This is a genomic window from Povalibacter sp. (assembly GCF_036520495.1).
Taxonomy (GTDB): Bacteria; Pseudomonadota; Gammaproteobacteria; order Steroidobacterales; family Steroidobacteraceae; genus Steroidobacter.
Window position 1 is genome coordinate 83,470 of record NZ_DATDJO010000011.1, and the last position, 21,098, is coordinate 104,567.

Consider the following 21,098-nt stretch of genomic DNA (forward strand, 5'->3'; position numbering starts at 1 on the left):
TCTCAGGGAGCGACCTTGAAGTCGATGCCCTGCGCGAGCGGCAGTTCCTTGCTCCAGTTGATGGTGTTGGTCTGGCGGCGCATGTAGGCCTTCCAGGAATCCGAGCCGGATTCGCGGCCGCCGCCGGTGTCTTTCTCACCGCCGAAGGCGCCGCCGATTTCCGCACCCGAGGTGCCGATATTCACATTGGCGATGCCGCAATCGCTGCCTGTTGCTGCAAGGAAGCGCTCGGCGTGGCGCATGTTGTCGGTGAAGATCGAGGATGACAGTCCGTGATCGACGGCGTTATGCATGGCGATGGCATCGTCCAGATCCTGGAACTCGATGAGGTACAGGATCGGACCGAAGGTTTCGGTCTTCACGATGGACCAGTCGGCCTTGGCGCGGACGATGGTCGGGGCCACGAAGTTGCCCGAGCCGGGCAGAACCTTGTCGCCGCAGAGCACGGTGCCACCGGCGCGCTTGGCGGATTCAATCGCGGCCTTGTAGCGCTCGACGGCTGACTTGTCGATCAGCGGTCCCATGAGCGTGCCTTGCTCCATCGGGTTGCCGATGCGTACCTGCGAATAGGCACGCAGCAGCCGTTCTTCGAGTTCCTTTGACTTCGATGCGTGAACGAACACGCGACGCGTACTGGTGCAACGCTGGCCGGCAGTGCCGACGGCGCCGAACACGATCGAGGGTACCGCCAGATCCAGGTTCGCGAATTCATCGACGATGATCGCGTTGTTGCCGCCGAGTTCGAGCAGGCTCTTGCCGAGGCGCGCGGCGACGCGCTCGCCGACGTGTCGGCCCACCGCAGTCGATCCGGTGAAGGAGATGAGATCGACGCGACGATCATCGACCAGTTTCTCGGCGAGTTCGTTGCCCGCAGTGATGAGGAGCTGGAATACGGCGGGGTAACCATGGCGCTCGAGCACACGATTGACGAGCCGCTGCACGGCGATGGCAGTGAGCGGAGTCTTTGGTGAGGGCTTCCAGATGCACACATCGCCGCAGATGGCGGCGAGGAATGCGTTCCAGGACCACACCGCGACCGGGAAGTTGAATGCACTGATGATGCCGACGACGCCCAGCGGGTGCCATTGCTCATACATGCGATGCAACGGCCGTTCCGAGTGCATGGTGTTGCCATAGAGCATGCGCGACTGGCCAACGGCGAAATCGGCGATGTCGATCATCTCCTGCACTTCGCCGTCGCCTTCGGGCTTGATCTTGCCCATTTCCAGAGTGACGAGGCTGCCGAGCGCATCCTTGTTGGCACGCAGTTCATCGGCGATCAGGCGGATGAGTTCGCCGCGCTTCGGCGCCGGCACCATGCGCCACTGCTCGAACACCTGTCGCGAGCTGCGGATGATGCGCTCATAGTCGCCCGGGGATGCAGTCTGCACCCGGCCCAGCACTTCACCAGTGGCGGGGTTGATCGAATCGATGATCGGCGCGGCGGTATCTTTCGACCAGCCGCCCGCGTCGCTTGTAGTGGGGCCAGACCATGAACCGGCATTGAGTTCGCCGAGTTCGAGAGTGTTGAATACGTTTTGCATGCTTAAGCTCGTGCTGTGCGCTGGTGGCCGGTGCGGCCGCTGGCGATGATCTGTGCGGATATTTCTTTGCCGCCGGCGCCCGGAGCATAGTGTTTGCCGAATCGGTTCTCGATGACGTCGAGCAGGCTGAAATTCTCCTGCCGCACGAAACCTGCGTACTTGCCCTGGCCATTGAGTACCAGATCGACCACTGCGGTGATTCCCGCAGCCGTCGTCACCTGGATGGCGGACCAGAGACGGCCGGCGATCATCTGCGGATACACCTTGTTCACATAGCTCTCTTCGCGCAGATCGCCATCCTGTGTGCCCGTCACTGCGGCGTAAACGATGACTACGTCCTGCAGTGTCTGCGGAACCGCGTTCTCGAGGATGCGCTTCAACGTCCCGCGATCGTGATTCAGTTTCAGGTCGTTCATGAGCAGGCGCATCTGCGCGCAGTGACCGGGATAACGCATGGTCTTGTAGTCCATGTTCTTCACACGCGCGCCATAGGTCTCGCCCAGCGAGCCGAGCCCGCCCGATGTGTTGAACGCTTCGTACAAGGTGCCGTCGAGTTCGATTTCTTCAAGACCCTCGAGCGGCGCAGCTTCGATGCGTCGACCGTCGACCAGTGCCTCGCAGGGATTGCCGTATTCGTTGATCAGGCCCTCGGTGGACCACGTGAGCGAGTACTTGAGCACGTTGTGAGGATGTTGCGGCAGCGCACCCACGCGCAGCTTCACCGTACGTAGTTCATCGAAATGCCCCATGAGTTCGTTCGCGGCGATCGAGATGAAACCTGGAGCAAGTCCGCTCTGGGGAACGAAGGCCTGGCGCGAGCCGTCGGCGATCTTTCGCACCGCGCGCGTGACTTCGACGTCCTCGGTGAGATCGAAGTAATGTATACCGGCGCGGCGCGCGGCTTCGGCAACTGCGACGTTGCAGTAGAACGGCAGACTCGAAATGACGGCGTCGACAGGGTGATTCTGCAGCTGTGCGTCGAGCGCCCGGGCATCCGTGGCATCCACGGTATGTGCATGCAGATTGGCGAGGCCATGGGCCCTCACCACTGAATTTGCCGCAGCGCCGCTGACGTCGGCGAGGTGAACCTGGTACGAAGCAGATTCGGCGAGCAGGCCGGAAATCAGGGCGCCGATCTTGCCCGCCCCGAGAATGAGCACTTTGTGCATGAGGAGACTCCGTGAGAAGGCGGCCATTTAAGGCGTGTCCCTCATGGCTGTAAACGCGAGCCACGAACTGTATGCAAGTTTGCCTCCGCGCGCTTTTGCAGCGCCAGAGCCGATGCTAGGATCGACCGGCACCCGTTTTCCGGGCGATGGCCCAGGTTTTCATCCGACATGACACGCAATCCCCATCTGATTCAATGGCATCCCGCAAGCTGGCAGAGCAGGCCGGCGGCGCAGCAGCCGGTCTATAGCGACAAGGCGGCGCTCGACAGTGCGGTCGCCCAACTGTCCAGACTGCCGCCGATCGTCGTGTCGTGGGAAATCGAAGCGCTGAAGGAGCAGATTGCAGCCGCCCAACGCGGCGAGGGCTTCGTGCTGCAGGGAGGCGATTGCGCTGAGGGTTTCGATGATTGCGAATCCAGCAAGATCGCCAAGAAGCTGAAGATCCTGCTGCAGATGAGCCTGGTGCTGCTGCACGGCATGAAGAAGCCGATCGTGCGGATCGGCCGGATGGCGGGTCAGTACGCGAAGCCACGCTCGGCGGATACGGAATCACGCGATGGCGTGACGCTGCCGTGTTATCGCGGTGCCATCGTCAATCGTCCCGGCTTCACGCCGGAGGAACGCGAGCCCGATCCGCAGTTGCTCCTGCGCGGCTACGAGCGTGCGGGCCTGACGCTGAATTTCGTGCGTGCGCTGATCGATGGCGGCTTCGCCGACCTGCACCATCCCGAATACTGGGATCTGGATTTCGTGCGTCATTCGCCGCTCAAGGCCGCGTACGAACAGATCGTGCATTCGATTTCGGATGCGCTGGATTTCTTCGAGGCGACCAGCCGCCGGCCGATCCACGAAACCAGTCGGGTCGATTTCTACGCGAGCCACGAGGGTCTGCACCTGCATTACGAGCAGGCACAGACGCGCTACATCGAACGGCAGCAGCGCTGGTACAACCTGTCGACCCACATGCCGTGGATCGGCATGCGTACGGCCGCTCTCGACGGTGCGCACGTGGAGCTGTTCCGCGGTATCGCGAATCCGATGGGCATCAAGGTCGGGCCGTCGATGAGCGCCGAGTGGGTGCAGGGGCTGCTCGAGACCTTGAATCCGAATAACGAGCCGGGTCGCATCGTGCTGATCCATCGCATGGGCGCCAAGGAAATCGACAAGCGATTGCCGCCGCTCATTCAGGCCGTGCGTGCGACCGGCAGCCCGGTGCTGTGGATGTGCGATCCCATGCACGGCAACACGGAGTCGGCGAGTTCCGGTCTCAAGACGCGCCGCTTCGACAACATCGTGACGGAGCTGGAAGCTTCGTTCCGCATTCACCGCGAAATGGGCTCCTGGCTCGGCGGTGTGCATTTCGAGCTGACCGGCGAAGATGTCACCGAATGCACGGGTGGCGCACGCGGCCTGACGGATGCCGATCTGGCGCGAGCCTACAAGTCGCAGGTCGATCCGCGGCTCAATTACGAACAGGCGCTGGAGCTCGCGATGCGGATGGCAGGGTTGCATCCACCGGCGAAGAGATAAGGTAAGGGATCAAAAATTTCACACGGAGAAATTCTTCTCCGCCAGGAAGGCCCGTATTTGTGCCTGATCTACGGCTCGCGAGTCACCCGGCGCGAGTCCTTCCAGCGTCCACGGTCCCACGGACCAGCGAATCAGTCGCAGCGTTGGCAATCCAGCCGCCGCGGTCATGCGACGCACCTGGCGATTGCGTCCTTCGCGAATGGCGAGCGAGATCCAGCTCGTCGGAATGGCCTGACGAAAGCGGATCGGCGGATCCCGCGGCCACAGCCAGTGGGGTTCGGCAACGATGGCGGCTTCGGCAGGGCGGGTGAGTCCGTCGTTGAGTTCGACGCCGCGACGTAGCGGGTCGAGCATCTGCTCCGTCGCATTTCCTTCCACTTGCACGAAGTACGTCTTGGCGACTTTCCAGCGCGGATCAGCCAATCGCGTCTGCAGCGCGTCCTCATCGGTGAGCAGCACGAGCCCCTCGCTGTCGTAGTCCAGGCGACCTGCCGGGTACATGCGCGGGGCATGCACGTAGTCCTTCAGCGAGGCCTTGCCATCAGTGCTGGTGAACTGCGTCAGCACGCGAAAGGGTTTGTTGAGCAGGATCAGCATCGACTCTCAGGCTCTGCTCAGAGGTCGCTCGCGACCGATTCCGTCGGACGCTGCACGAGGTCCAGGAAGCGCTGCACGGCGGCAGAGTTCTCACCGGGCCGGGACGCCAGAATGAGCGGTGCCTTGAGATCGACGCTGTCGATGAGCCGTCGATAGACGACGCCATCCATCTGCAGCCGGCGCAGCGACGCGGGCACGACGGACACGCCCAGGCCTGCGGCCACCAGGTTGAGGGTGGAGATGATGCGCGGCGCCTCCTGCCCGACGCGCGGGCTGAAGCCGGCACGGCGACACGCGGTGATGATCGTGTCGTACAGGCCCGGGCCGCCAGGGCGTTTGTAGAGAATGAACGTTTCGTTCGCCAGCGCCGAGAGCGGCAGTGCGCTGGCTTCGCGCGCCAGTGAGTGGGCGGCAGGAAGTGCGACGAGCATGTCTTCCTCCAGCAGCGGCTTCACGACCAGCCCCACGACGTCGGCCACCGGCGAGCGGATGAAGGCCGCGTCGATGTCTTCGTTATGCAGGCCCTGTACCAGTTCGCTGCTGCCGCTTTCCTCCAGCACCAGCGATACAAGGGGATGCATCTCGCGGAAGGCCCGGATCACACGTGGGACGAATGGGTGGAAGGGGGCCGAGCCGGTAAAACCCACCACGACGCGGCCCTGTTCGCCTCGCGCCGTGCGGCGGGCAGTGGCAAAGGCACGATCCACCTGATCGAGGATCGCGCGGGCGCGCTCAAGAAAGGCGGTACCAGCGTCCGTAAGCTCTACGCCCCGGGGTTTACGCCGAAAAAGCTGCACATCCAACTCGCGTTCAAGGGCGCGGATCTGCTGGCTGAGCGGCGGCTGTTGCATGCCCAGGCGCTCGGCGGCCCGGGTGATGTGGCCTTCTTCGGCCACGGCAATGAAGTAGCGGAGGTGGCGTAGTTCCATCTGCCATACTTATCAGGTCTTGATTAGCTACGCGACATATATTTTACGTCAGAGCAGTGACCCGCTATGGTGCGCTCCATCGGATGACTGTTGGAACCGTCTTCCGTCTGGCGGAAAGGCAAGTCGGATTGAATCCTTCGTTCCGCCGAGGAGTCATCGCCGGAATTTGTGGTTCATCGATAGGAGTAAGTTGTGTCGAATTATGCAAGCACTGCCGATCAAGCCGGCGCGGTGATCGCCAAGAATGGCCCGAGCTGGAACGCCATCAGCCCGGAATATGTGGCGCGCATGCGTCTGCAGAACCGCTTCAAGACTGGTCTGGATGTGGCGCGCTACACCGCGAAGATCATGCGCGAGGACATGGCCGCCTATGACAAGGATTCCGGCCAATACACGCAATCGCTGGGCTGCTGGCACGGCTTCATCGGTCAGCAGAAGCTGATCGCCATCAAGAAACATCACGGCTCCACCAAGCGTCGCTACCTGTATCTGTCCGGTTGGATGGTCGCTGCGTTGCGCTCCGAGTTTGGCCCGCTGCCCGATCAGTCGATGCATGAGAAGACATCGGTGTCGGCGCTGATTGCAGAGCTGTACACCTTCCTGCGTCAGGCGGATGCGCGCGAACTCGGTGGCCTGTTCCGCGACCTCGACGCAGCTCGTAGCGCGAAAGATGCTGCCAGGGAAAAGGACCTGCTGAGCCGCATCGACAATTTCCAGACACACGTCGTGCCGATCATCGCCGACATCGATGCCGGCTTTGGTAATGCCGAAGCCACTTACCTGCTGGCCAAGCAGATGATCGAAGCGGGCGCTTGCTGCATCCAGATCGAAAACCAGGTCTCCGATGAAAAACAATGCGGTCATCAGGACGGCAAGGTCACCGTGCCGCACGAGGACTTTCTCGCCAAGATTCGCGCCGTGCGTTATGCGTTCATGGAATTGGGCGTGGATGACGGCATCATCGTTGCTCGCACCGATTCACTCGGCGCCGGCCTGACCAAGCAGATTGCTTACACCACACAGCCTGGCGATCTCGGCGATCAGTACAACAGTTTCCTGGATTGCGAAGAAGTGACGCCGGACACCATGAGGAATGGCGACGTCATCATCAATCGCGGCGGCAAGCTGCTGCGTCCCAAGCGCCTGCCCAGCAACCTGTTCCAGTTCCGCGCCGGCACCGGTGAAGATCGTTGCGTGCTCGACTGCATCACCAGTCTGCAGAACGGCGCCGACTTGCTGTGGATCGAAACCGAGAAGCCGCATATCGGCCAGATCAAGGGCATGGTGGATCGCATCCGCGAAGTCGTCCCGGATGCCAAGCTGGTCTACAACAACAGCCCGTCGTTCAACTGGACGCTGAATTTCCGTCAGCAGGTGTTCGATGTCTGGAGCAAGGAAGGCAAGGATGTGTCCAGCTACGATCGCGCCAAATTGATGAGCGTCGATTACGACGCCACCGATCTGTCGAAAGAAGCGGATCGTCGCATTCAGAACTTCCAGCGCGATGCGGCGCGCGATGCCGGCATCTTCCACCACCTGATCACGCTGCCTACGTACCACACGGCCGCGTTGTCCACCGACAACCTGGCCAAGGGATACTTCGGCGAAGAAGGCATGCTGGCGTACGTTGCGGGCGTGCAGCGCAAGGAAATCCGCGAGGGTATCGCCTGCGTCAAGCACCAGAACATGTCCGGCTCGGACATCGGCGACGATCACAAGGAATACTTCGCCGGTGAAGCTGCGCTCAAGGCTGGCGGCAAGCACAACACGATGAATCAGTTCTGAAGACGACTGCGAAGGCACCAGGAACTAGAGCGAAGTAGATCGGCGGCCCGGTGAGTGATCACCGGGCCGTTTGTTTTTCCGGCAGACTTGCCGCCATGAAAAAGAAGGCCACGCCGCGGCGCACGCTCGCCCTTGATCCGTCTCACGTTCGCACGCAGCGGCCGCAGCCCGATTGGCCGTCGGACGGCGTGATCTTCGATCGGGATTGCACGCTCTGCCCGAGACTCGCGGATTTTCTCGCACAGGGACGCGAGGAATATCCCCATTATTACTGCCTGCCCGTGCCGCCATTTGGCGACCCCAACGCGCGGCTGATCCTCGTCGGGCTGGCGCCCGGATTCCATGGCGCCAATGCCACGGGACGTCCCTTCACAGGCGATCACGCTGGATTGCTGCTGTATCGCACGCTGTACAAGTTCGGCTTTGCCAGCCGGCCCGAATCGATTGCGAGCGATGACGGATTGCAGCTCATCGATTGCCGCATCACCAATTCAGTCAAATGCGTACCGCCGGAGAACAAGCCGCTGCCGGCCGAGATCCAGCAATGCAATCGCTACATCGCAGCGGAGCTGGCACAAGTGCCGGACGGGGCGGTGCTGGTCGCGCTCGGGTCCATCGGCCACAACGCGGTCTTGCGGACGCTCGGCCTGAAGCCCGCAGGATTCAAGTTCGCGCATGCAGCGGAGCATGACTTGCCCCGCGGCATGCGACTCATCGATTCCTATCATTGCAGCCGCTACAACACCCAGACGCGCCGGCTGACCGATGCAATGTTCGAGGCCATTTTCAAACGCGCCGCGGAGCTGATCGCCCGCAAACCCTGACAGGGATCGCGACTGCGGTCGGCTAGAATGCCGCCATGTCCGACTTCGATTCGAAGCTGTTCCTCGCCAACGTCAGTCAGCGCCCCGGTGTCTACCGGATGATCGCAGCGGACGGCGAGGTGCTGTACGTCGGCAAGGCGCGCAACCTCAAGAACCGGCTCACGACGTACTTCGTCGGCAAAGCCCAGACGACGAAGACCATGGCGATGGTGAGCCAGGTCGCCAACGTCGAAGTCACGGTGACGGGCTCCGAAACGGAAGCGCTGCTGCTCGAGTACAACCTGATCAAGCAGCACAAGCCGCGCTACAACGTGGCCCTGCGGGACGACAAGAGTTTTCCCTATCTCTATATCTCCACCGATCAGGACTATCCGCGCATCAGCTTCTATCGCGGCAGCCGCAGCAAGATGCCGGGCAAGTTCTTTGGTCCGTATCCGAACGCACGCGCGACTCGGGAAACGCTGTTGCTATTGCAGAAGCTGTTCCTGCTGCGCCCCTGCAGCGATTCGTTTTTTTCGAATCGATCGCGTCCCTGTCTGCAATACCAGATCAAGCGCTGCTCGGGGCCATGCGTGGAGTTGATCTCGAAGGAGGCCTACGCTCAGGACGTCAGCGATGCGATGAAAGTACTGGAGGGGCGGGGCGCGGAACTGCTCGAGGACCTCGCGCAGCGCATGGAGCAGGCGTCGCAGCAGCTCGAGTTCGAGCGTGCTGCGCGGCTGCGCGATCAGATCCACGGCATCAAGGCCATTCACTCGACGCAGGCGGTTAGCCGCGATACGTCGCATGACATCGATGCGGTCGCGCTGGTGTCGAGTGCAGGGGAGCACTGCGTCTCGATCGTGTTCATACGCGGCGGCCAGAATCTCGGCAGCAATAATTTCTTTCCGCGGGCGGGGCTGGCCGAGGCGGGCGAGCTGCTGTCCGGGTTCCTGGTCCAGTACTACCTGGCGCGTGAAGCACCGGATGAAATCCTCATCAGCGAACCCGTTGAAGATGCCGATCTGCTGGAAGCAACGCTGTCGCAAAAGATGGGACGCGCCGTACAGGTCCGCAGCAGTGTGCGCGGCCTGCGTTCGCGCTGGCTGGATATGGCGCGCACCAATGCAGATGTGGGGCTCAAGATGCGCCAGGCCACGGAGGCGACGACAGCGGAGCAGCTGCAGGGCATCGCAGCAGCGCTCGGCCTGCCGGCTGCGCCTGCGCGCATCGAGTGTTTCGATATCAGTCACACGATGGGCGAGCGGACCGTCGCTTCGTGCGTCGTGTTCGGGCCCACCGGCCCGCTCAAGGCCGACTATCGGCGCTTCAATATCGACGGCATCGAGCCGGGCGACGACTACGGCGCCATGCGTCAGGCGCTGACGCGCCGCTATTCCCGCATCAAGAAAGGTGAAGTGCCGATGCCGGATCTGCTGCTGATCGATGGCGGGCCGGGGCAGCTCACCCAGGCGGTCGAGGTGCTGCGCGAGCTGGAGATCTCCGGAATTGCAGTGGTGGGCGTGGCGAAAGGCGCAGACCGTCGTCCTGGCCAGGAGCGTCTTTTCTTGGCGCACCATGAGCTGCCCACTATACTGCCGCCAGATTCTTCAGCTCTGCATCTGATTCAGAGAATCCGCGACGAGGCGCATCGTTTTGCCATTGCCGGTCATCGCCATCGACGCGCCAAAGCACGCAGGGAATCCATTCTTGAAACCGTTGCGGGTCTCGGCCCACGCAAGCGACGCGAACTGTTGCGACAGTTCGGCGGATTGCAGGGCATCACGCGTGCGGGCGTCGAGGATCTGGAGAAAGTCCATGGCATCAGTCGCAAGCTGGCGCAGTCGATCTACGAGACGTTGCATGCCGGGAGCTGAGGTGTCGACGTCATCGAGTGGGGTTTGTCGATGACGTTTCCGATTGCCAATGTCCTGACGTTCGCGAGGATCCTCATGATCCCGCTGGTCGTCGTGCTTTTTTACCTTCCCTACAGCTGGTCCGACCCGGCTGCGGCCTGCGTCTTCATCTTCGCTGCCATCACCGATTCACTCGACGGCTACCTGGCGCGGCGTCTCGGGCAGACATCGGCGCTCGGGGCCTTCCTCGACCCGGTGGCCGACAAGCTCATGGTCGCCACTGCGCTGATCCTGCTCGTCAGTCACGATCCTCCCGAACTCAACATGATCCGGTTCGATCCGCATGTGCTGATTGCGCTGACGGCTGCGGTGATCGTCGGTCGGGAGATCACCATCTCGGCGCTGCGTGAGTGGATGGCGGAGCTGGGCAAGCGCGGCAACGTCGCGGTGTCGTCGCTCGGCAAGCTCAAAACCATTTTTCAGATGACGGGGTTGTCGATGATGCTGTTCCGGAGCGACGTCTGGTTCATCCCCGCATTCGAGCTCGGTGTCTATTGCCTGGTAGCTGCGGCAGCGCTCACGCTGTGGTCGATGGTGGTTTATCTGCGGGCTGCGTGGCCGGCGCTCAGTGATTCACAAAATCATTGAGTGCGTGCACTGAAAATTCATTTTGAAAAAAACATTTTGAAAAAATCGTACACGGAGACAGATCTTTACCTTGACAGTGTGAGCTGTCGCCATAGAATAGCGCCGCTTCAAGTGGCCCCGCGGGAATAGCTCAGTTGGTAGAGCGCAACCTTGCCAAGGTTGAGGTCGAGGGTTCGAGCCCCTTTTCCCGCTCCAGATATCCGCAGAACCCCGGTTGACCACCCGGGGTTTTGCACTTCCGGGGTCTGCAATTGTCTGGCGCCGTGGCGGAGTGGTTACGCAGCGGTCTGCAAAACCGCGTACGCCGGTTCAATTCCGGCCGGCGCCTCCACCTTCAGTCTTCCCGTTGTCTTCCCGTTGTCTTCCCGTGACTGCCTTCCGGTAAGTCAGATGGTATGCGCTGGCGCGCGCAAGACACTTCTTTGAATCGTTGCTGTGGGGATTGATGGAAATCAGTCCCCACAGCAACGATTGGTGGCGGTGACCGGAGTCGAACCGGTACGACTTGCGTCGGCAAATTTTAAGTCTGCTGCGTCTACCAATTCCGCCACACCGCCGTGTCGAAGTAGAGGCTCGTTGTCGGCGCGGATTCTACCCATCGCAGTGCCACCTCGCACCGGCCGGTGCAATAAGTTCATCTGGTAGACTGCGCCGCGTCGACGCCGACGACTCAACGCAAACTCCGATACCGCGCCGGCATGCCAATCACTACTGCCGATTCCGATCGAGCACGATTCGATATCCACGAACTGCACCTGTGGCGCGGCGAGCGCCATCTGCTGCGTGGTGTGTCGCTGTCATTGAACGCCGGTGAACTGCTGCAGATCACGGGGCCCAACGGCGTTGGCAAGACCAGCCTGCTGCGCTGTGCCGCGGGCTTGCTGCCGTACGAGTCCGGCGAGGTTCACTGGCGAGGCGAATCCGTGGGTGCATCGCGCGACAGCTATCACCATCAACTGGCCTATCTCGCGCACGTCAATGCCTTGAAGACGGATCTCACGGCTCTCGAGAACCTGCACTTCGGCGTCGGCATCCGCCGTGAACTGCAGCTCGACGAAGCCCGGCAGGCGCTGGATCGTCTGCAGATTCCACAATGCGCCGACCTGCCGGTGCGGGCGCTATCGGCCGGACAGAAGCGCCGGGTCGCCATCGCGCGAATCCTTCTCAGCGCAGCGACGCTGTGGATTCTCGACGAGCCCATCACCAACCTCGACGCTGCTGGAATCGAACTCTTTGAACGACTGATGGATGAGCACCTTGAGCGGGGAGGCATGATCCTCACCGCTGCGCACCAGTTGCTGCTGCGGGAGCGTGCCGGAGTCCGCACGCTGGGGTTGCATTGATGCAGACGGGATCATTGCGTCTGATCCGCCTGATCGTGCAGCGCGACCTGCGCCTGGCGTTGCGGCATTGGGATCAGGTGATCCAACCTCTCGTCTTCTTCATGATCGTGACGACACTGTTTCCCCTGGCTGTCAGCCCATCGCTGGATGAATTGCGTCGCATTGCGCCAGGCGTCGTCTGGGTCGCTGCGATACTGGCGTCGCTGCTGGCGCTCGAATCGCTGTTCCGTCCCGATGTCGAAGACGGAACCATGGAGCAGTGGACGCTGTCTGGTCAGCCGCTGGCGCTGATGTTGCTGGCCAAGACGCTCACTCATTGGGTGCTGGCGGGATTGCCCATCGTGCTGCTCGCGCCGTTTGTCGGCTATGCGCTCGGGATGTCACACGAGGCCTGGCCAGTGCTGATCGCGTCCCTGGCGCTGGGCACGGGGTCACTGAGCATGCTCGGGGCCATCGGCGCGGCGTTGACGGTCGGTGTGCGGCGCGGCAGCGTGCTCCTGGCGTTGCTGGTGTTGCCGCTGGAAGTACCGATTCTGATTTTCGGCGCACGCGCCGTCGATCTGGCCATGCACGGTGAATCGGCGGCCGGTCCGTTAAACTTGCTGGTGGCCGCGCTGCTGCTGTTCGTCAGCCTGGGCCCGCTGGCGATGTCCGCAGCGATGAGAGTCAGTGTGGAGTCATGAATACGCAATCACGCACAGGAACGGAATCGCGGCCACCTTCGCGGTGGCTCTGGTTCTTCCAGCTGGCCTCGCCACCGCATGCTTACCGGTTGCTGGGGCTGTGGCGCCCGTGGCTGTTATGGCCGGCGCTGCTGTTGATGGCAGTAGGCGTGTACGGCGGGCTGGTGCTCGCGCCGCCGGATTACCAGCAGAAGGACGCGTTCCGTATCATTTACGTGCACGTGCCGGCCGCGTCATTGTCGCTCATGGTGTACGTGATGATGGCTGTGGCTGCCGCGATCGGCGTCATCTGGCGGATGAAGCTTGCTCATGCGGTCGCTGCGGCCTGTGCTCCGATCGGCGCCTGGTTCACGGTACTGGCGCTGGTAACCGGATCTGTCTGGGGCAAGCCGATGTGGGGGACGTGGTGGGAATGGGATCCGCGGCTGACCTCCGAACTGATCCTGCTGTTCCTGTACCTCGGATACATGGCCCTGCGTGGGTCCTTCGACGACGTACAGCGAGCCGATCGCGCCAGCGCCATCCTGGCTATCGTCGGCGTAGTGAACGTTCCGATCGTGAAGTACTCAGTAGTGTGGTGGAACAGCCTGCATCAGGGGCCCAGCATCACCGTGACGCAATTGGATAAGCCCGCTATCGCCGGCTCGATGGTGTGGCCGCTGCTGCTACTGCTCCTGGCATTTGTGCTCTACTTTGGCGCGGTCCTGTGCACGCGGGTGCGGACCGAAATCCTGCAGCGGGAAAGGAATACCGCGTGGCTATCTGAAATCGGTGTGGAATCATGAGCTTGGGCGACTTTCTTCACATGGGCGGTTACGCGGGATACGTCTGGTCCTGCTATGGACTGACGGCCGTAGTCCTGTTCGGCATGGAGTGGAGCAGCCAGAGACGCTTGCGAGCGGCGCAACAACACGCGCGTCGTCGGGCACAGATCGCCGGGAGCCAGTCATGACGGCACGGCAGCGCCGCATGCTGCTCGTCGCGCTCATGGTGGTGGGAGTCGGCACCGCTGCGGCCTTTGCACTGAATGCCTTCCAGGACAATCTTCTCTATTTCTACTCACCGTCGGACGTCACCGCCGGCAAGGCGCCGCAGGACCGGAATTTCCGCATCGGCGGCATGGTCACCGATGGCAGCTTTCATCGTCCGACCGGCAGCATGGAAGCGACGTTCGTTCTTTCGGACTACGCGCACGAGGTGAAAGTGCGCTATAGCGGCGTACTGCCCGACCTGTTTCGCGAAGGTCAGGGAGTGGTTGCGCGCGGCAAGCTCGGCTCCGACGGCAGTTTCATTGCGGAAGAAGTGCTGGCGAAGCACGATGAGAACTACATGCCGCCCGACGTCGCAGACAGCCTGAAGAAGCAGCATCAGGAAGCGATCCGCGCTTCGCAGCCGGCCACCTGAGTAATCCATCATGACTGTCGAACTCGGCCATTTCGCGCTGATCCTGGCGTTCTGTCTGACGCTGCCACAGGCCTTCTTCGGCCTTGCGGGCGCTGCGTGGCGCAAACCGCACTGGATGGCACTGACGAAGAACGCAGTGGTGGGGCATTTCGTGCTGACCGCCATCTCCTTCGCATGCCTCGTGTACGCGTTCTATCGCAACGACTTCTCGGTGCTGTACGTCGCGAGCAACTCCAACTCGGAGCTGCCGACCATGTATCGGCTGGCGGCGACCTGGGGCGCCCACGAGGGCTCGCTGCTGTTGTGGCTGCTCGTGCAGTCCATCTGGACGCTCGCCGTGGCGGGCTTCAGTCGCTCGATTCCTGAAGTCGTCACCAGTCGCGTGCTGGGTGTGCTCGGCCTCATCAGCGCCGGCTTCGCGCTCTTCATTCTCACGACATCGAGTCCGTTCGAGCGCCTGTGGCCAGCCGCCCTGGATGGTCGGGACCTGAATCCGCTGCTGCAGGATCCCGGACTCATCTTTCATCCGCCGATGCAGTACACCGGTTACATCGGCCTGTCGGTGCCATTCGCCTTCGCCATCGCCGCGATGCTCGAAGGCAAGCTGGATTCCGTGTGGGCGCGCTGGGTACGGCCCTGGACCAACGTCGCGTGGGTGTTCCTGACCTGCGGCATCACGCTTGGAAGCTGGTGGGCGTACTACGAACTCGGCTGGGGTGGCTGGTGGTTCTGGGACGCCGTGGAGAATGCGTCCTTCATGCCCTGGCTGATCGCCACCGCGCTGATTCACTCGCTCGCAGTGACGGAGAAACGCGGCCTGTTCAAGAGCTGGACATTGTTGCTGGCCATCACGGCATTTTCGCTGTCGGTGCTCGGCACGTTCCTGGTCCGCTCCGGGGTCGTCGAATCGGTGCATGCCTTCGCGAGTGATCCGACGCGCGGCCTGTTCATTCTCACGTTCCTGACGATCTGTTCGGGGTCGGCTCTGGCGCTGTACGCGTGGCGTGCGCCACTGTTTCGTTCCGACACCGGATTCGCGCCGCTCTCGCGGGAGAGCTTCCTGCTGATGAACAACGTGCTGCTGGTGGGGGCAACGCTCCTGATCCTGCTGGGCACGCTGTATCCGCTGTTCCTGGATGCGCTGGACCTCGGCAGGATTTCCGTGGGACCGCCTTACTTCAGCATCGCGTTCCTCATTCCGATGCTGCCCATGGTGATGCTGCTCGCACCGGGCATGCACGCCGGCTGGAAGCGCGCGAACTTCGACCGCACGAAGCGCACGCTCGGGGTCCTGCTTGCCATCGCCGTCGTCGGCGCCATCGTGCTGGGTACCGTCGTGTACGGTTGGCACTCAGTGATGACGATCGTCGGATTCACGCTGGCAATCTGGGTGGGCCTTGCTGCCCTGGTCGATCCGGTATCACGCCTGCTCAAGCGACAGTCGTTGTCGGCCAGCATCGTCGGCATGAGCGTGGCGCACCTGGGCCTCGCGCTGTTCATGCTCGGCGTGGCGACCACGGAATCGTATCGACGCGAAACGGACATCAGCCTGAGTCCGGGTCAGACGGCGGAACTGGGAGGATTTCAGTTCACGATGACCCGGCTTGGCGATGTGGCCGGACCCAACTACGACGCTGTCGAAAGCGAGATCCGGATAACGCGCGATGGCAAGGAAGTGGCGGTGGTGCATCCGCAGAAGCGGACCTATCGCGTGCAGAAAAATCCGATGACTGAAGCAGGCATCGATTCGCGCTGGACGCGTCACCTGCTGGTATCCATGGGAGCGCCTCTGGGCGACGGCGCGTGGAGCCTGCGGCTGCAATACAAGCCGATGGTGCAGTTCATCTGGTTCGGCGCCTTCACGATGGCATTCGGCGGACTCATCGCGGCGTTCGACCGTCGTTACCGCGTGCGAGTGACCGCCGACGCTACCCAGGCGGCGACAGCGGCCGGCGTCAGGACGGCCTGACTCATGTGGCGATATCTGATTCCGGTCGGCCTGCTGGCCGCGCTCGTTGCGTTCTTCTTCGTTGGTCTCGGTCGCGACAAGGAAACGCTGCCGTCGCCGCTGATCGGCAAACCTGCGCCGCAATTCTCGCTGCCGCGCGTCGGTGACCCCACGCAGAACGTGTCCACGGCCGATTTCGCGGGTCAGGCCTACGTGCTGAATGTCTGGGCCACCTGGTGCGTCGGCTGCCGACAGGAGCACGACACGTTGCTGGAGATCGCGGGCCGTGGCGAAGTGCCCATCGTCGGACTCAACTGGAAGGACGAGATGGATCTGGCGCAGGAATGGTTGCGTCGGCTGGGCAATCCTTATGTGGCAACGGCCTTCGATCCGGAAGGACGTGTCGCCATCGACTGGGGCGTGTACGGCGCGCCCGAGACATTCCTCATCGATGCCTCGGGCAAGGTGATCTACAAACACGTCGCACCGATGTCGATCGACGTCTGGGAGCGTGAGTTCCTGCCGTTGCTAAAAAAGACCCCGGTGCGCGAATGAAAACCTGTGTCCTTGCCATCCTGTTGTTGATGATCGTCCCGCTCGGGCACGCGATCGATACCGCACCAGCGTTCAGCGACCCGGTACAGCAATCGCGTTACGAGCACCTCTCGCGCGAACTGCGCTGCCTGCAATGCCGCAGCGAGACGATTGCCGATTCCAACGCGTCGCTGGCCGAAGATCTGCGTCGTCAGTTGCGCGAACTGATCGCCGCAGGCAAGAGCGATGACGAAATCATGACGTACATGACCGATCGTTACGGCGACTACGTTCGCTACCGGCCGGCGATGAAGTCCAATACCTGGCTGCTGTGGGCCGCGCCGGTGCTGTTCCTGCTGGCCGGATGCATCGCGGCCTTCGTTGTCATCGGGCGCAAGGCGAAGTTGCCGGACGATGATCTTCCCGCGGACGACCGGGCTCGCACCGGCATGGGTGACGTATGACGGCGTTTGCGATTGTTTGTGCGGCGATGCTGCTCGTCACGCTGGTGTGGACGACATTGCCGCTGTGGCGCGTGCGTCCCAGCGTGGACGCGGTGGCCACTCGCAGCGAGCGGCGGGTTTCCAGTGTGGTCGTGGTACTCGCCGTTACCGGTCTGGCTGCCGGTCTGTATGCCTATCTCAGCAACTGGGATTGGAGTCCTGACGAAACGGCCGTGGCGCAGAATGCGCAGGTCGATTCGATGCTGGCGCAACTCGAGTCGAAGCTCACTGCGAATCCGCAGGACCTGCAGGGCTGGTTGCTGCTGGGACGTTCCTACACGTCGCTGCAGCAGTTTGCGCGGGCAGCGCAGGCCTATCAGCGCGCTTACGATCTCAGCAAGGGCGAGGATATCGAAGCCATCGTCGGTCTGGGCGAAGCGCTGGCGCTGCTGGATCAGTCGGCGCTCGGTGGACGGGCCGGTGATCTGTTCAACGAAGCCCTGCGTCGTGCGCCAGATCATCCGAAGGCGCTCTGGTACGGCAGCATTGCAGCGCTGCAGGCGGGCGATCTCAAGCTCGGTCGCGATCGCATGCAGGCAATGCTCGCGCACGAGCCGCCGCCGCAACTGCGAACCATCCTCGAGCAGCAGATCCAGGATCTGAATCAGCAGCTCGGCGATGCGGGCGAGGGTGGCAGTACGATTGCCGCCGGGCCTGCGGTCGCTGCGAAGCATTCGATACAGGTTGCAGTGTCGATCGCGCCTGCGATCCAGCAGCAGCTCAAAGGTCCGACGCCGTTGTTCGTCCTGGCGCGTGACCCGACTGCGCCGGGCCCGCCGCTCGCCGTGCAGCGACGGACTTCTGCGGATGCGCCGTTGACCATCGAACTGAGTGAAGCCGATGCCATGATGCCGACGCGAACCCTTGCATCGGCGTCGCGAGTGCAGGTGGTCGCACGCCTGTCGCTGTCCGGCGCGCCTCAGGAGCGCAGCGGCGATTTTTACGGGGAAGCCGACTATGAATTCGGCAAGGACACAGGCACATTGCGGATCGTGATCGATCGCACCGTTCCCTGAGCGCCCGACAGTTTTCTGATGTCAGCCACTGAAAAGATTTCCTTCGCCACGCAGCCATCGATTGTGCCGGCGTTCGTCCGCGTCCTGCTCAGCAAGAAGCCCTTCGTGGCGCCTGCGGGAACGGTAGTGACGCCGATCGAACTGGAAACGCGGCGCGTCGAATTATCGGCCAGCCATCTGCAACGTTATCGCGACGTCTGCGACGTTCCAGCGGCGCCGCATCTGCCGCCGGCCTATCTGCATGCCGTCGCGATGCCGATGCACATGCAGTTGTTCATCGCGCGCGATTTTCCGGTCAAGGTGCTGGGACTGATTCACCTGCGCAATACCATTCGCGTCTTCAAGGCCATCGATACGAGTGCACCGTTGCGCCTGAGCGTGCACTTCGACACCCAGCGTCTGACGGATGCCGGGCAGGAGTACGACTTCACCACCCGCTACGAACGCGACGGCGAGATCGTCTGGGAAGAAGTCAGCACCATGTTTGCGCGCGGTACGGTGCCGACGAAAGTCGAAGGCGGCGGCGGCAAGCGTCCCTCGATCGAACGATCGGGCCACCCGAAGGAGGGTACGCAGACGCAAACGCTGGAGATCGCAGAGAACACCGGCTGGCGTTACGCGCGCGTCTCGGGTGATTTCAATCCCATTCATCTGACGGCGCGAACGGCTGCGATGTACGGGTTCAAACAGGCCGTCGCTCACGGCATGTGGTCGCTGGGGCGCTGTCTCGGCGCGGCGGCAGCGGAGCTGCCGGCCGACGGCATCCAGATCGACACTCAATTCAAGCTGCCGGTCTACCTGCCGTCACAGGCGCTCGCGCGCTTCTGGGCCGTCGAGAACGGCATCGACATCGGCATGTGCACGATGCGCGGCGATCGATTGCATCTCGCCATGCAGGTGCGCAAGCTGGCGTGAGCCCGGCAGGCATCCGTCCTGCCTCTCGTCCGGTCACATTTCATCTGCAGGTCATCATGGATCTTCTTTCCGGCATCGAGTCGCGTACCTCTGCCATCAAACTGACCGACCCTGCGCCGACGGGCGAGCACATCGAGCGCATCATCGGCGCCGCCGTACGCGCTCCCGATCACGGTCGCCTGCGTCCGTGGCGCTTCGTGGTGCTGGAGGGCGACGCGCGGCTGGCGCTCGCCGATGCGATGGGTGACTTGCTGCTCAGGAAGAACCCAGCTGCCACCGCGGAACAACTCGACCGTGAAAGACGCAAGCCGCTGCGCGCGCCTGCGATCATTGCGGTTGCCGCGCATATCACACCGGGCAAGATTCCCGAGATCGAACAGGTGCTCGCCGTTGGAGCCGCCGTTCAGAACATGATGCTGGCGGCCCATGCCCTGGGATACGGCGCCATGTGGAAGACGGGCGGTGCAGCCTACGACGCCGGCATCAAGCAGATGCTCGGGCTGTCCGCCGACGATCACATCGTTGCCTTCCTGTACCTCGGCACCACTGCTGTGCCCGGCCCACGGGCGCCGTCGTCGACGGAAGGCATCGTCCGCTGGCTCGAGCGCACCTAGCGGCAATCGCAAAGCGCCGCAGCAGGCGGCCTCCGGAACTACGGATTGATCCGCCCTCTCGTTAGCGCGCTACTAGGCAACGATTGATCGGATCTCTTGGTCGGCACAGGGAACTGCAGTGCCGCGTGGGCCATTGATGGCCAGGGGTGTGTGTCATGTGGCGCGTAACGAGTCGGAGCCTGGGATTGACGGTCATCGTCGCAATGGGGTGGTCATTCACCACTGGCGCTGATGACAAGATCGAGGTACGCCCATCGAGCCCCGTCTCACAACTGGCATTCGATGCAGCCAGATCGGCACGCGTCCAGGGCCGGCTGGTCGGTAAGGACAAGCACGAGTACACATTCGACGCCCGGAAGGGGCAGAAAGTCATCCTGGCGGTGTCTTCCGACCGGTCGCCATGGATCGGTATCGATCTGCTGGCGCCCGTGTTCGCGAGCAGCGGCAAGGCTGCTCCTGCGATCTACACCAACTTCATCGATGGTACGACCCGGTGGGAAGGGGTGGCCCCGGGCAACGGCACCTACACGGTACGCCTGGGGTTGCTGAGAACGCAGGTACAGAAGGTAGGTCGGGTCGACTACGAACTGGATGTAAACCTCAAGTGACCAAGCCTTTCGCGCCGTTCGCTCTCTCCTTGCTGCTGCTGTCTGCCTGCGCGACCGACCCGATCGAAATGGCGGGCGATCCGTCCGCGCTACCGGCGTTCCGCACGTTCAAGGTCCAGGAGGAGCGACTGTTGTTCCCCGAGCAGATTCCCGACGACCAGCGCGAGCGCATTGCGCGTGAGCTGCGCCAGGCAGCCGTCGGCGCACTGCAGGGTCGCGGCTATCAGGAAGTCGCCGGCGCGGAACCAGCGGACGTTCTCATCGTCCTCGGCGCAGCAGGACGCACCACGATGTCGGCTGCCGTCGAAGAGGATCTGAGCAAGCACATCAATCCCGTGAACACGGACGTGTTCGAAGGCGGCATCGACACGCCCACCGCCGTCGCAGAAGACCGGCCGCCGGGCGTGGGACGTGAAGGCGATCTGATCCTCTATATCCTCGATCCGGCGACGCAACGTTCCCTGTGGCGCGCAAGTTCGAGCGGCGCCGCCTCGACTCCGGGTGAAGCACTGCGCAAGGCGCAGTCGGTGTATCGAAGCATGGTTCGCAAACTACCGGTCGCGAGCGGTTAGTCGCGCGCGGTTAAAAGACATAGAACACTGATTCGGACCAGCCTCGTTCTTTTGTCCCACGGGATCCCTTGCGGCACTCCTTTGCCGGTTGGTCATG

At 62.4% G+C, this 21,098-nt stretch carries 22 protein-coding genes and 3 tRNA genes; 20 read left to right on the plus strand and 5 right to left on the minus strand.

Annotated features, from left to right (window positions below):
• Nucleotides 1-2 precede the first annotated feature (2 nt).
• A complete protein-coding gene (locus VIZ63_RS03520; RefSeq protein WP_331608118.1) occupies nucleotides 3-1,544 on the minus strand; it encodes an aldehyde dehydrogenase family protein in 1,542 nt (513 codons plus the stop codon).
• Nucleotides 1,545-1,546: 2 nt separating this feature from the next.
• The gene (locus tag VIZ63_RS03525; protein ID WP_331608119.1) at nucleotides 1,547-2,713 is read right to left on the minus strand and encodes a saccharopine dehydrogenase family protein; all 1,167 of its coding nucleotides are present in this window, start codon (nucleotides 2,711-2,713) and stop codon (nucleotides 1,547-1,549) included.
• Between the two features lie 168 nt (nucleotides 2,714-2,881).
• Between VIZ63_RS03525 and VIZ63_RS03530 the strand changes: the two genes are divergently transcribed.
• Entirely contained in the window at nucleotides 2,882-4,243 is a 1,362-nt protein-coding gene (locus tag VIZ63_RS03530) for a class II 3-deoxy-7-phosphoheptulonate synthase (RefSeq protein WP_331608120.1), read from the plus strand.
• A gap of 18 nt (nucleotides 4,244-4,261) precedes the next feature.
• On the opposite strand, the gene VIZ63_RS03535 is transcribed toward VIZ63_RS03530, so the two are convergent.
• Entirely contained in the window at nucleotides 4,262-4,840 is a 579-nt protein-coding gene (locus VIZ63_RS03535; protein WP_331608121.1) for a pseudouridine synthase, read from the minus strand.
• 17 nt (nucleotides 4,841-4,857) lie between these two features.
• Nucleotides 4,858-5,769, minus strand: coding sequence for a LysR family transcriptional regulator (locus VIZ63_RS03540; RefSeq protein WP_331608122.1), 912 nt, complete (start codon nucleotides 5,767-5,769; stop codon nucleotides 4,858-4,860).
• 192 nt (nucleotides 5,770-5,961) lie between these two features.
• On the opposite strand from VIZ63_RS03540, the gene VIZ63_RS03545 reads away from it, so the two are divergent.
• The 6 genes from VIZ63_RS03545 (at nucleotide 5,962) to VIZ63_RS03570 (ending at nucleotide 11,192) form a co-directional block, all read left to right on the plus strand.
• Nucleotides 5,962-7,554 (plus strand): isocitrate lyase, encoded by a 1,593-nt coding sequence (locus VIZ63_RS03545; protein ID WP_331608123.1) that lies wholly within the window; start codon nucleotides 5,962-5,964, stop codon nucleotides 7,552-7,554.
• A 95-nt stretch (nucleotides 7,555-7,649) separates the two neighbouring features.
• Nucleotides 7,650-8,378: a uracil-DNA glycosylase gene (locus VIZ63_RS03550; protein ID WP_331608124.1), complete on the plus strand. Its 729-nt coding sequence runs from the start codon at nucleotides 7,650-7,652 to the stop codon at nucleotides 8,376-8,378.
• 35 nt (nucleotides 8,379-8,413) lie between these two features.
• The gene (gene uvrC, locus VIZ63_RS03555; RefSeq protein WP_331608125.1) at nucleotides 8,414-10,234 is read left to right on the plus strand and encodes an excinuclease ABC subunit UvrC; all 1,821 of its coding nucleotides are present in this window, start codon (nucleotides 8,414-8,416) and stop codon (nucleotides 10,232-10,234) included.
• A gap of 30 nt (nucleotides 10,235-10,264) precedes the next feature.
• Nucleotides 10,265-10,861: a CDP-diacylglycerol--glycerol-3-phosphate 3-phosphatidyltransferase gene (pgsA, locus tag VIZ63_RS03560; protein WP_331608126.1), complete on the plus strand. Its 597-nt coding sequence runs from the start codon at nucleotides 10,265-10,267 to the stop codon at nucleotides 10,859-10,861.
• A 119-nt stretch (nucleotides 10,862-10,980) separates the two neighbouring features.
• Nucleotides 10,981-11,056, plus strand: a tRNA-Gly gene (locus VIZ63_RS03565).
• A gap of 62 nt (nucleotides 11,057-11,118) precedes the next feature.
• Nucleotides 11,119-11,192, plus strand: a tRNA-Cys gene (locus VIZ63_RS03570).
• Nucleotides 11,193-11,333: 141 nt separating this feature from the next.
• Here VIZ63_RS03570 and VIZ63_RS03575 read toward each other — a convergent pair.
• Nucleotides 11,334-11,418, minus strand: a tRNA-Leu gene (locus VIZ63_RS03575).
• A gap of 141 nt (nucleotides 11,419-11,559) precedes the next feature.
• Here VIZ63_RS03575 and ccmA point away from each other — a divergent pair.
• The 13 genes from ccmA (at nucleotide 11,560) to VIZ63_RS03635 (ending at nucleotide 21,001) form a co-directional block, all read left to right on the plus strand.
• Entirely contained in the window at nucleotides 11,560-12,204 is a 645-nt protein-coding gene (ccmA, locus tag VIZ63_RS03580) for a cytochrome c biogenesis heme-transporting ATPase CcmA (RefSeq protein ID WP_331608127.1), read from the plus strand.
• Nucleotides 12,204-12,887, plus strand: coding sequence for a heme exporter protein CcmB (ccmB, locus tag VIZ63_RS03585; RefSeq protein ID WP_331608128.1), 684 nt, complete (start codon nucleotides 12,204-12,206; stop codon nucleotides 12,885-12,887). Before ccmA ends, ccmB begins: the two co-directional genes overlap by 1 nt.
• On the plus strand, nucleotides 12,884-13,672 hold the full coding sequence (locus tag VIZ63_RS03590; RefSeq protein ID WP_331608129.1) for a heme ABC transporter permease: 789 nt from the start codon (nucleotides 12,884-12,886) through the stop codon (nucleotides 13,670-13,672). Before ccmB ends, VIZ63_RS03590 begins: the two co-directional genes overlap by 4 nt.
• 20 nt (nucleotides 13,673-13,692) lie before the next feature.
• Nucleotides 13,693-13,839, plus strand: a complete 147-nt coding sequence (gene ccmD, locus VIZ63_RS25350) for a heme exporter protein CcmD (protein WP_349261115.1) — start codon at nucleotides 13,693-13,695, stop codon at nucleotides 13,837-13,839.
• Entirely contained in the window at nucleotides 13,836-14,291 is a 456-nt protein-coding gene (gene ccmE / locus VIZ63_RS03595) for a cytochrome c maturation protein CcmE (protein WP_331608130.1), read from the plus strand. The genes ccmD and ccmE overlap by 4 nt, the downstream gene beginning before the upstream one ends.
• A gap of 10 nt (nucleotides 14,292-14,301) precedes the next feature.
• Nucleotides 14,302-16,260, plus strand: coding sequence for a heme lyase CcmF/NrfE family subunit (locus tag VIZ63_RS03600; RefSeq protein ID WP_331608131.1), 1,959 nt, complete (start codon nucleotides 14,302-14,304; stop codon nucleotides 16,258-16,260).
• A gap of 3 nt (nucleotides 16,261-16,263) precedes the next feature.
• Complete coding sequence (locus VIZ63_RS03605; RefSeq protein ID WP_331608132.1) at nucleotides 16,264-16,794, plus strand: DsbE family thiol:disulfide interchange protein; 531 nt, start codon at nucleotides 16,264-16,266, stop codon at nucleotides 16,792-16,794.
• Nucleotides 16,791-17,237 carry a cytochrome c-type biogenesis protein gene (locus VIZ63_RS03610; RefSeq protein WP_331608133.1) on the plus strand — a complete coding sequence of 149 codons (447 nt, stop codon included), beginning with the start codon at nucleotides 16,791-16,793 and terminating at the stop codon, nucleotides 17,235-17,237. The genes VIZ63_RS03605 and VIZ63_RS03610 overlap by 4 nt, the downstream gene beginning before the upstream one ends.
• A complete protein-coding gene (locus VIZ63_RS03615; RefSeq protein ID WP_331608134.1) occupies nucleotides 17,234-18,292 on the plus strand; it encodes a c-type cytochrome biogenesis protein CcmI/CycH in 1,059 nt (352 codons plus the stop codon). Before VIZ63_RS03610 ends, VIZ63_RS03615 begins: the two co-directional genes overlap by 4 nt.
• A gap of 18 nt (nucleotides 18,293-18,310) precedes the next feature.
• A complete protein-coding gene (locus VIZ63_RS03620; protein ID WP_331608135.1) occupies nucleotides 18,311-19,207 on the plus strand; it encodes a MaoC family dehydratase in 897 nt (298 codons plus the stop codon).
• A gap of 56 nt (nucleotides 19,208-19,263) precedes the next feature.
• Nucleotides 19,264-19,821: a nitroreductase gene (locus VIZ63_RS03625; RefSeq protein ID WP_331608136.1), complete on the plus strand. Its 558-nt coding sequence runs from the start codon at nucleotides 19,264-19,266 to the stop codon at nucleotides 19,819-19,821.
• A 155-nt stretch (nucleotides 19,822-19,976) separates the two neighbouring features.
• Nucleotides 19,977-20,429 (plus strand): hypothetical protein, encoded by a 453-nt coding sequence (locus tag VIZ63_RS03630; RefSeq protein WP_331608137.1) that lies wholly within the window; start codon nucleotides 19,977-19,979, stop codon nucleotides 20,427-20,429.
• Complete coding sequence (locus tag VIZ63_RS03635) at nucleotides 20,426-21,001, plus strand: DUF4136 domain-containing protein (RefSeq protein ID WP_331608138.1); 576 nt, start codon at nucleotides 20,426-20,428, stop codon at nucleotides 20,999-21,001. The genes VIZ63_RS03630 and VIZ63_RS03635 overlap by 4 nt, the downstream gene beginning before the upstream one ends.
• The last annotated feature ends 97 nt before the right edge of the window (nucleotides 21,002-21,098 follow it).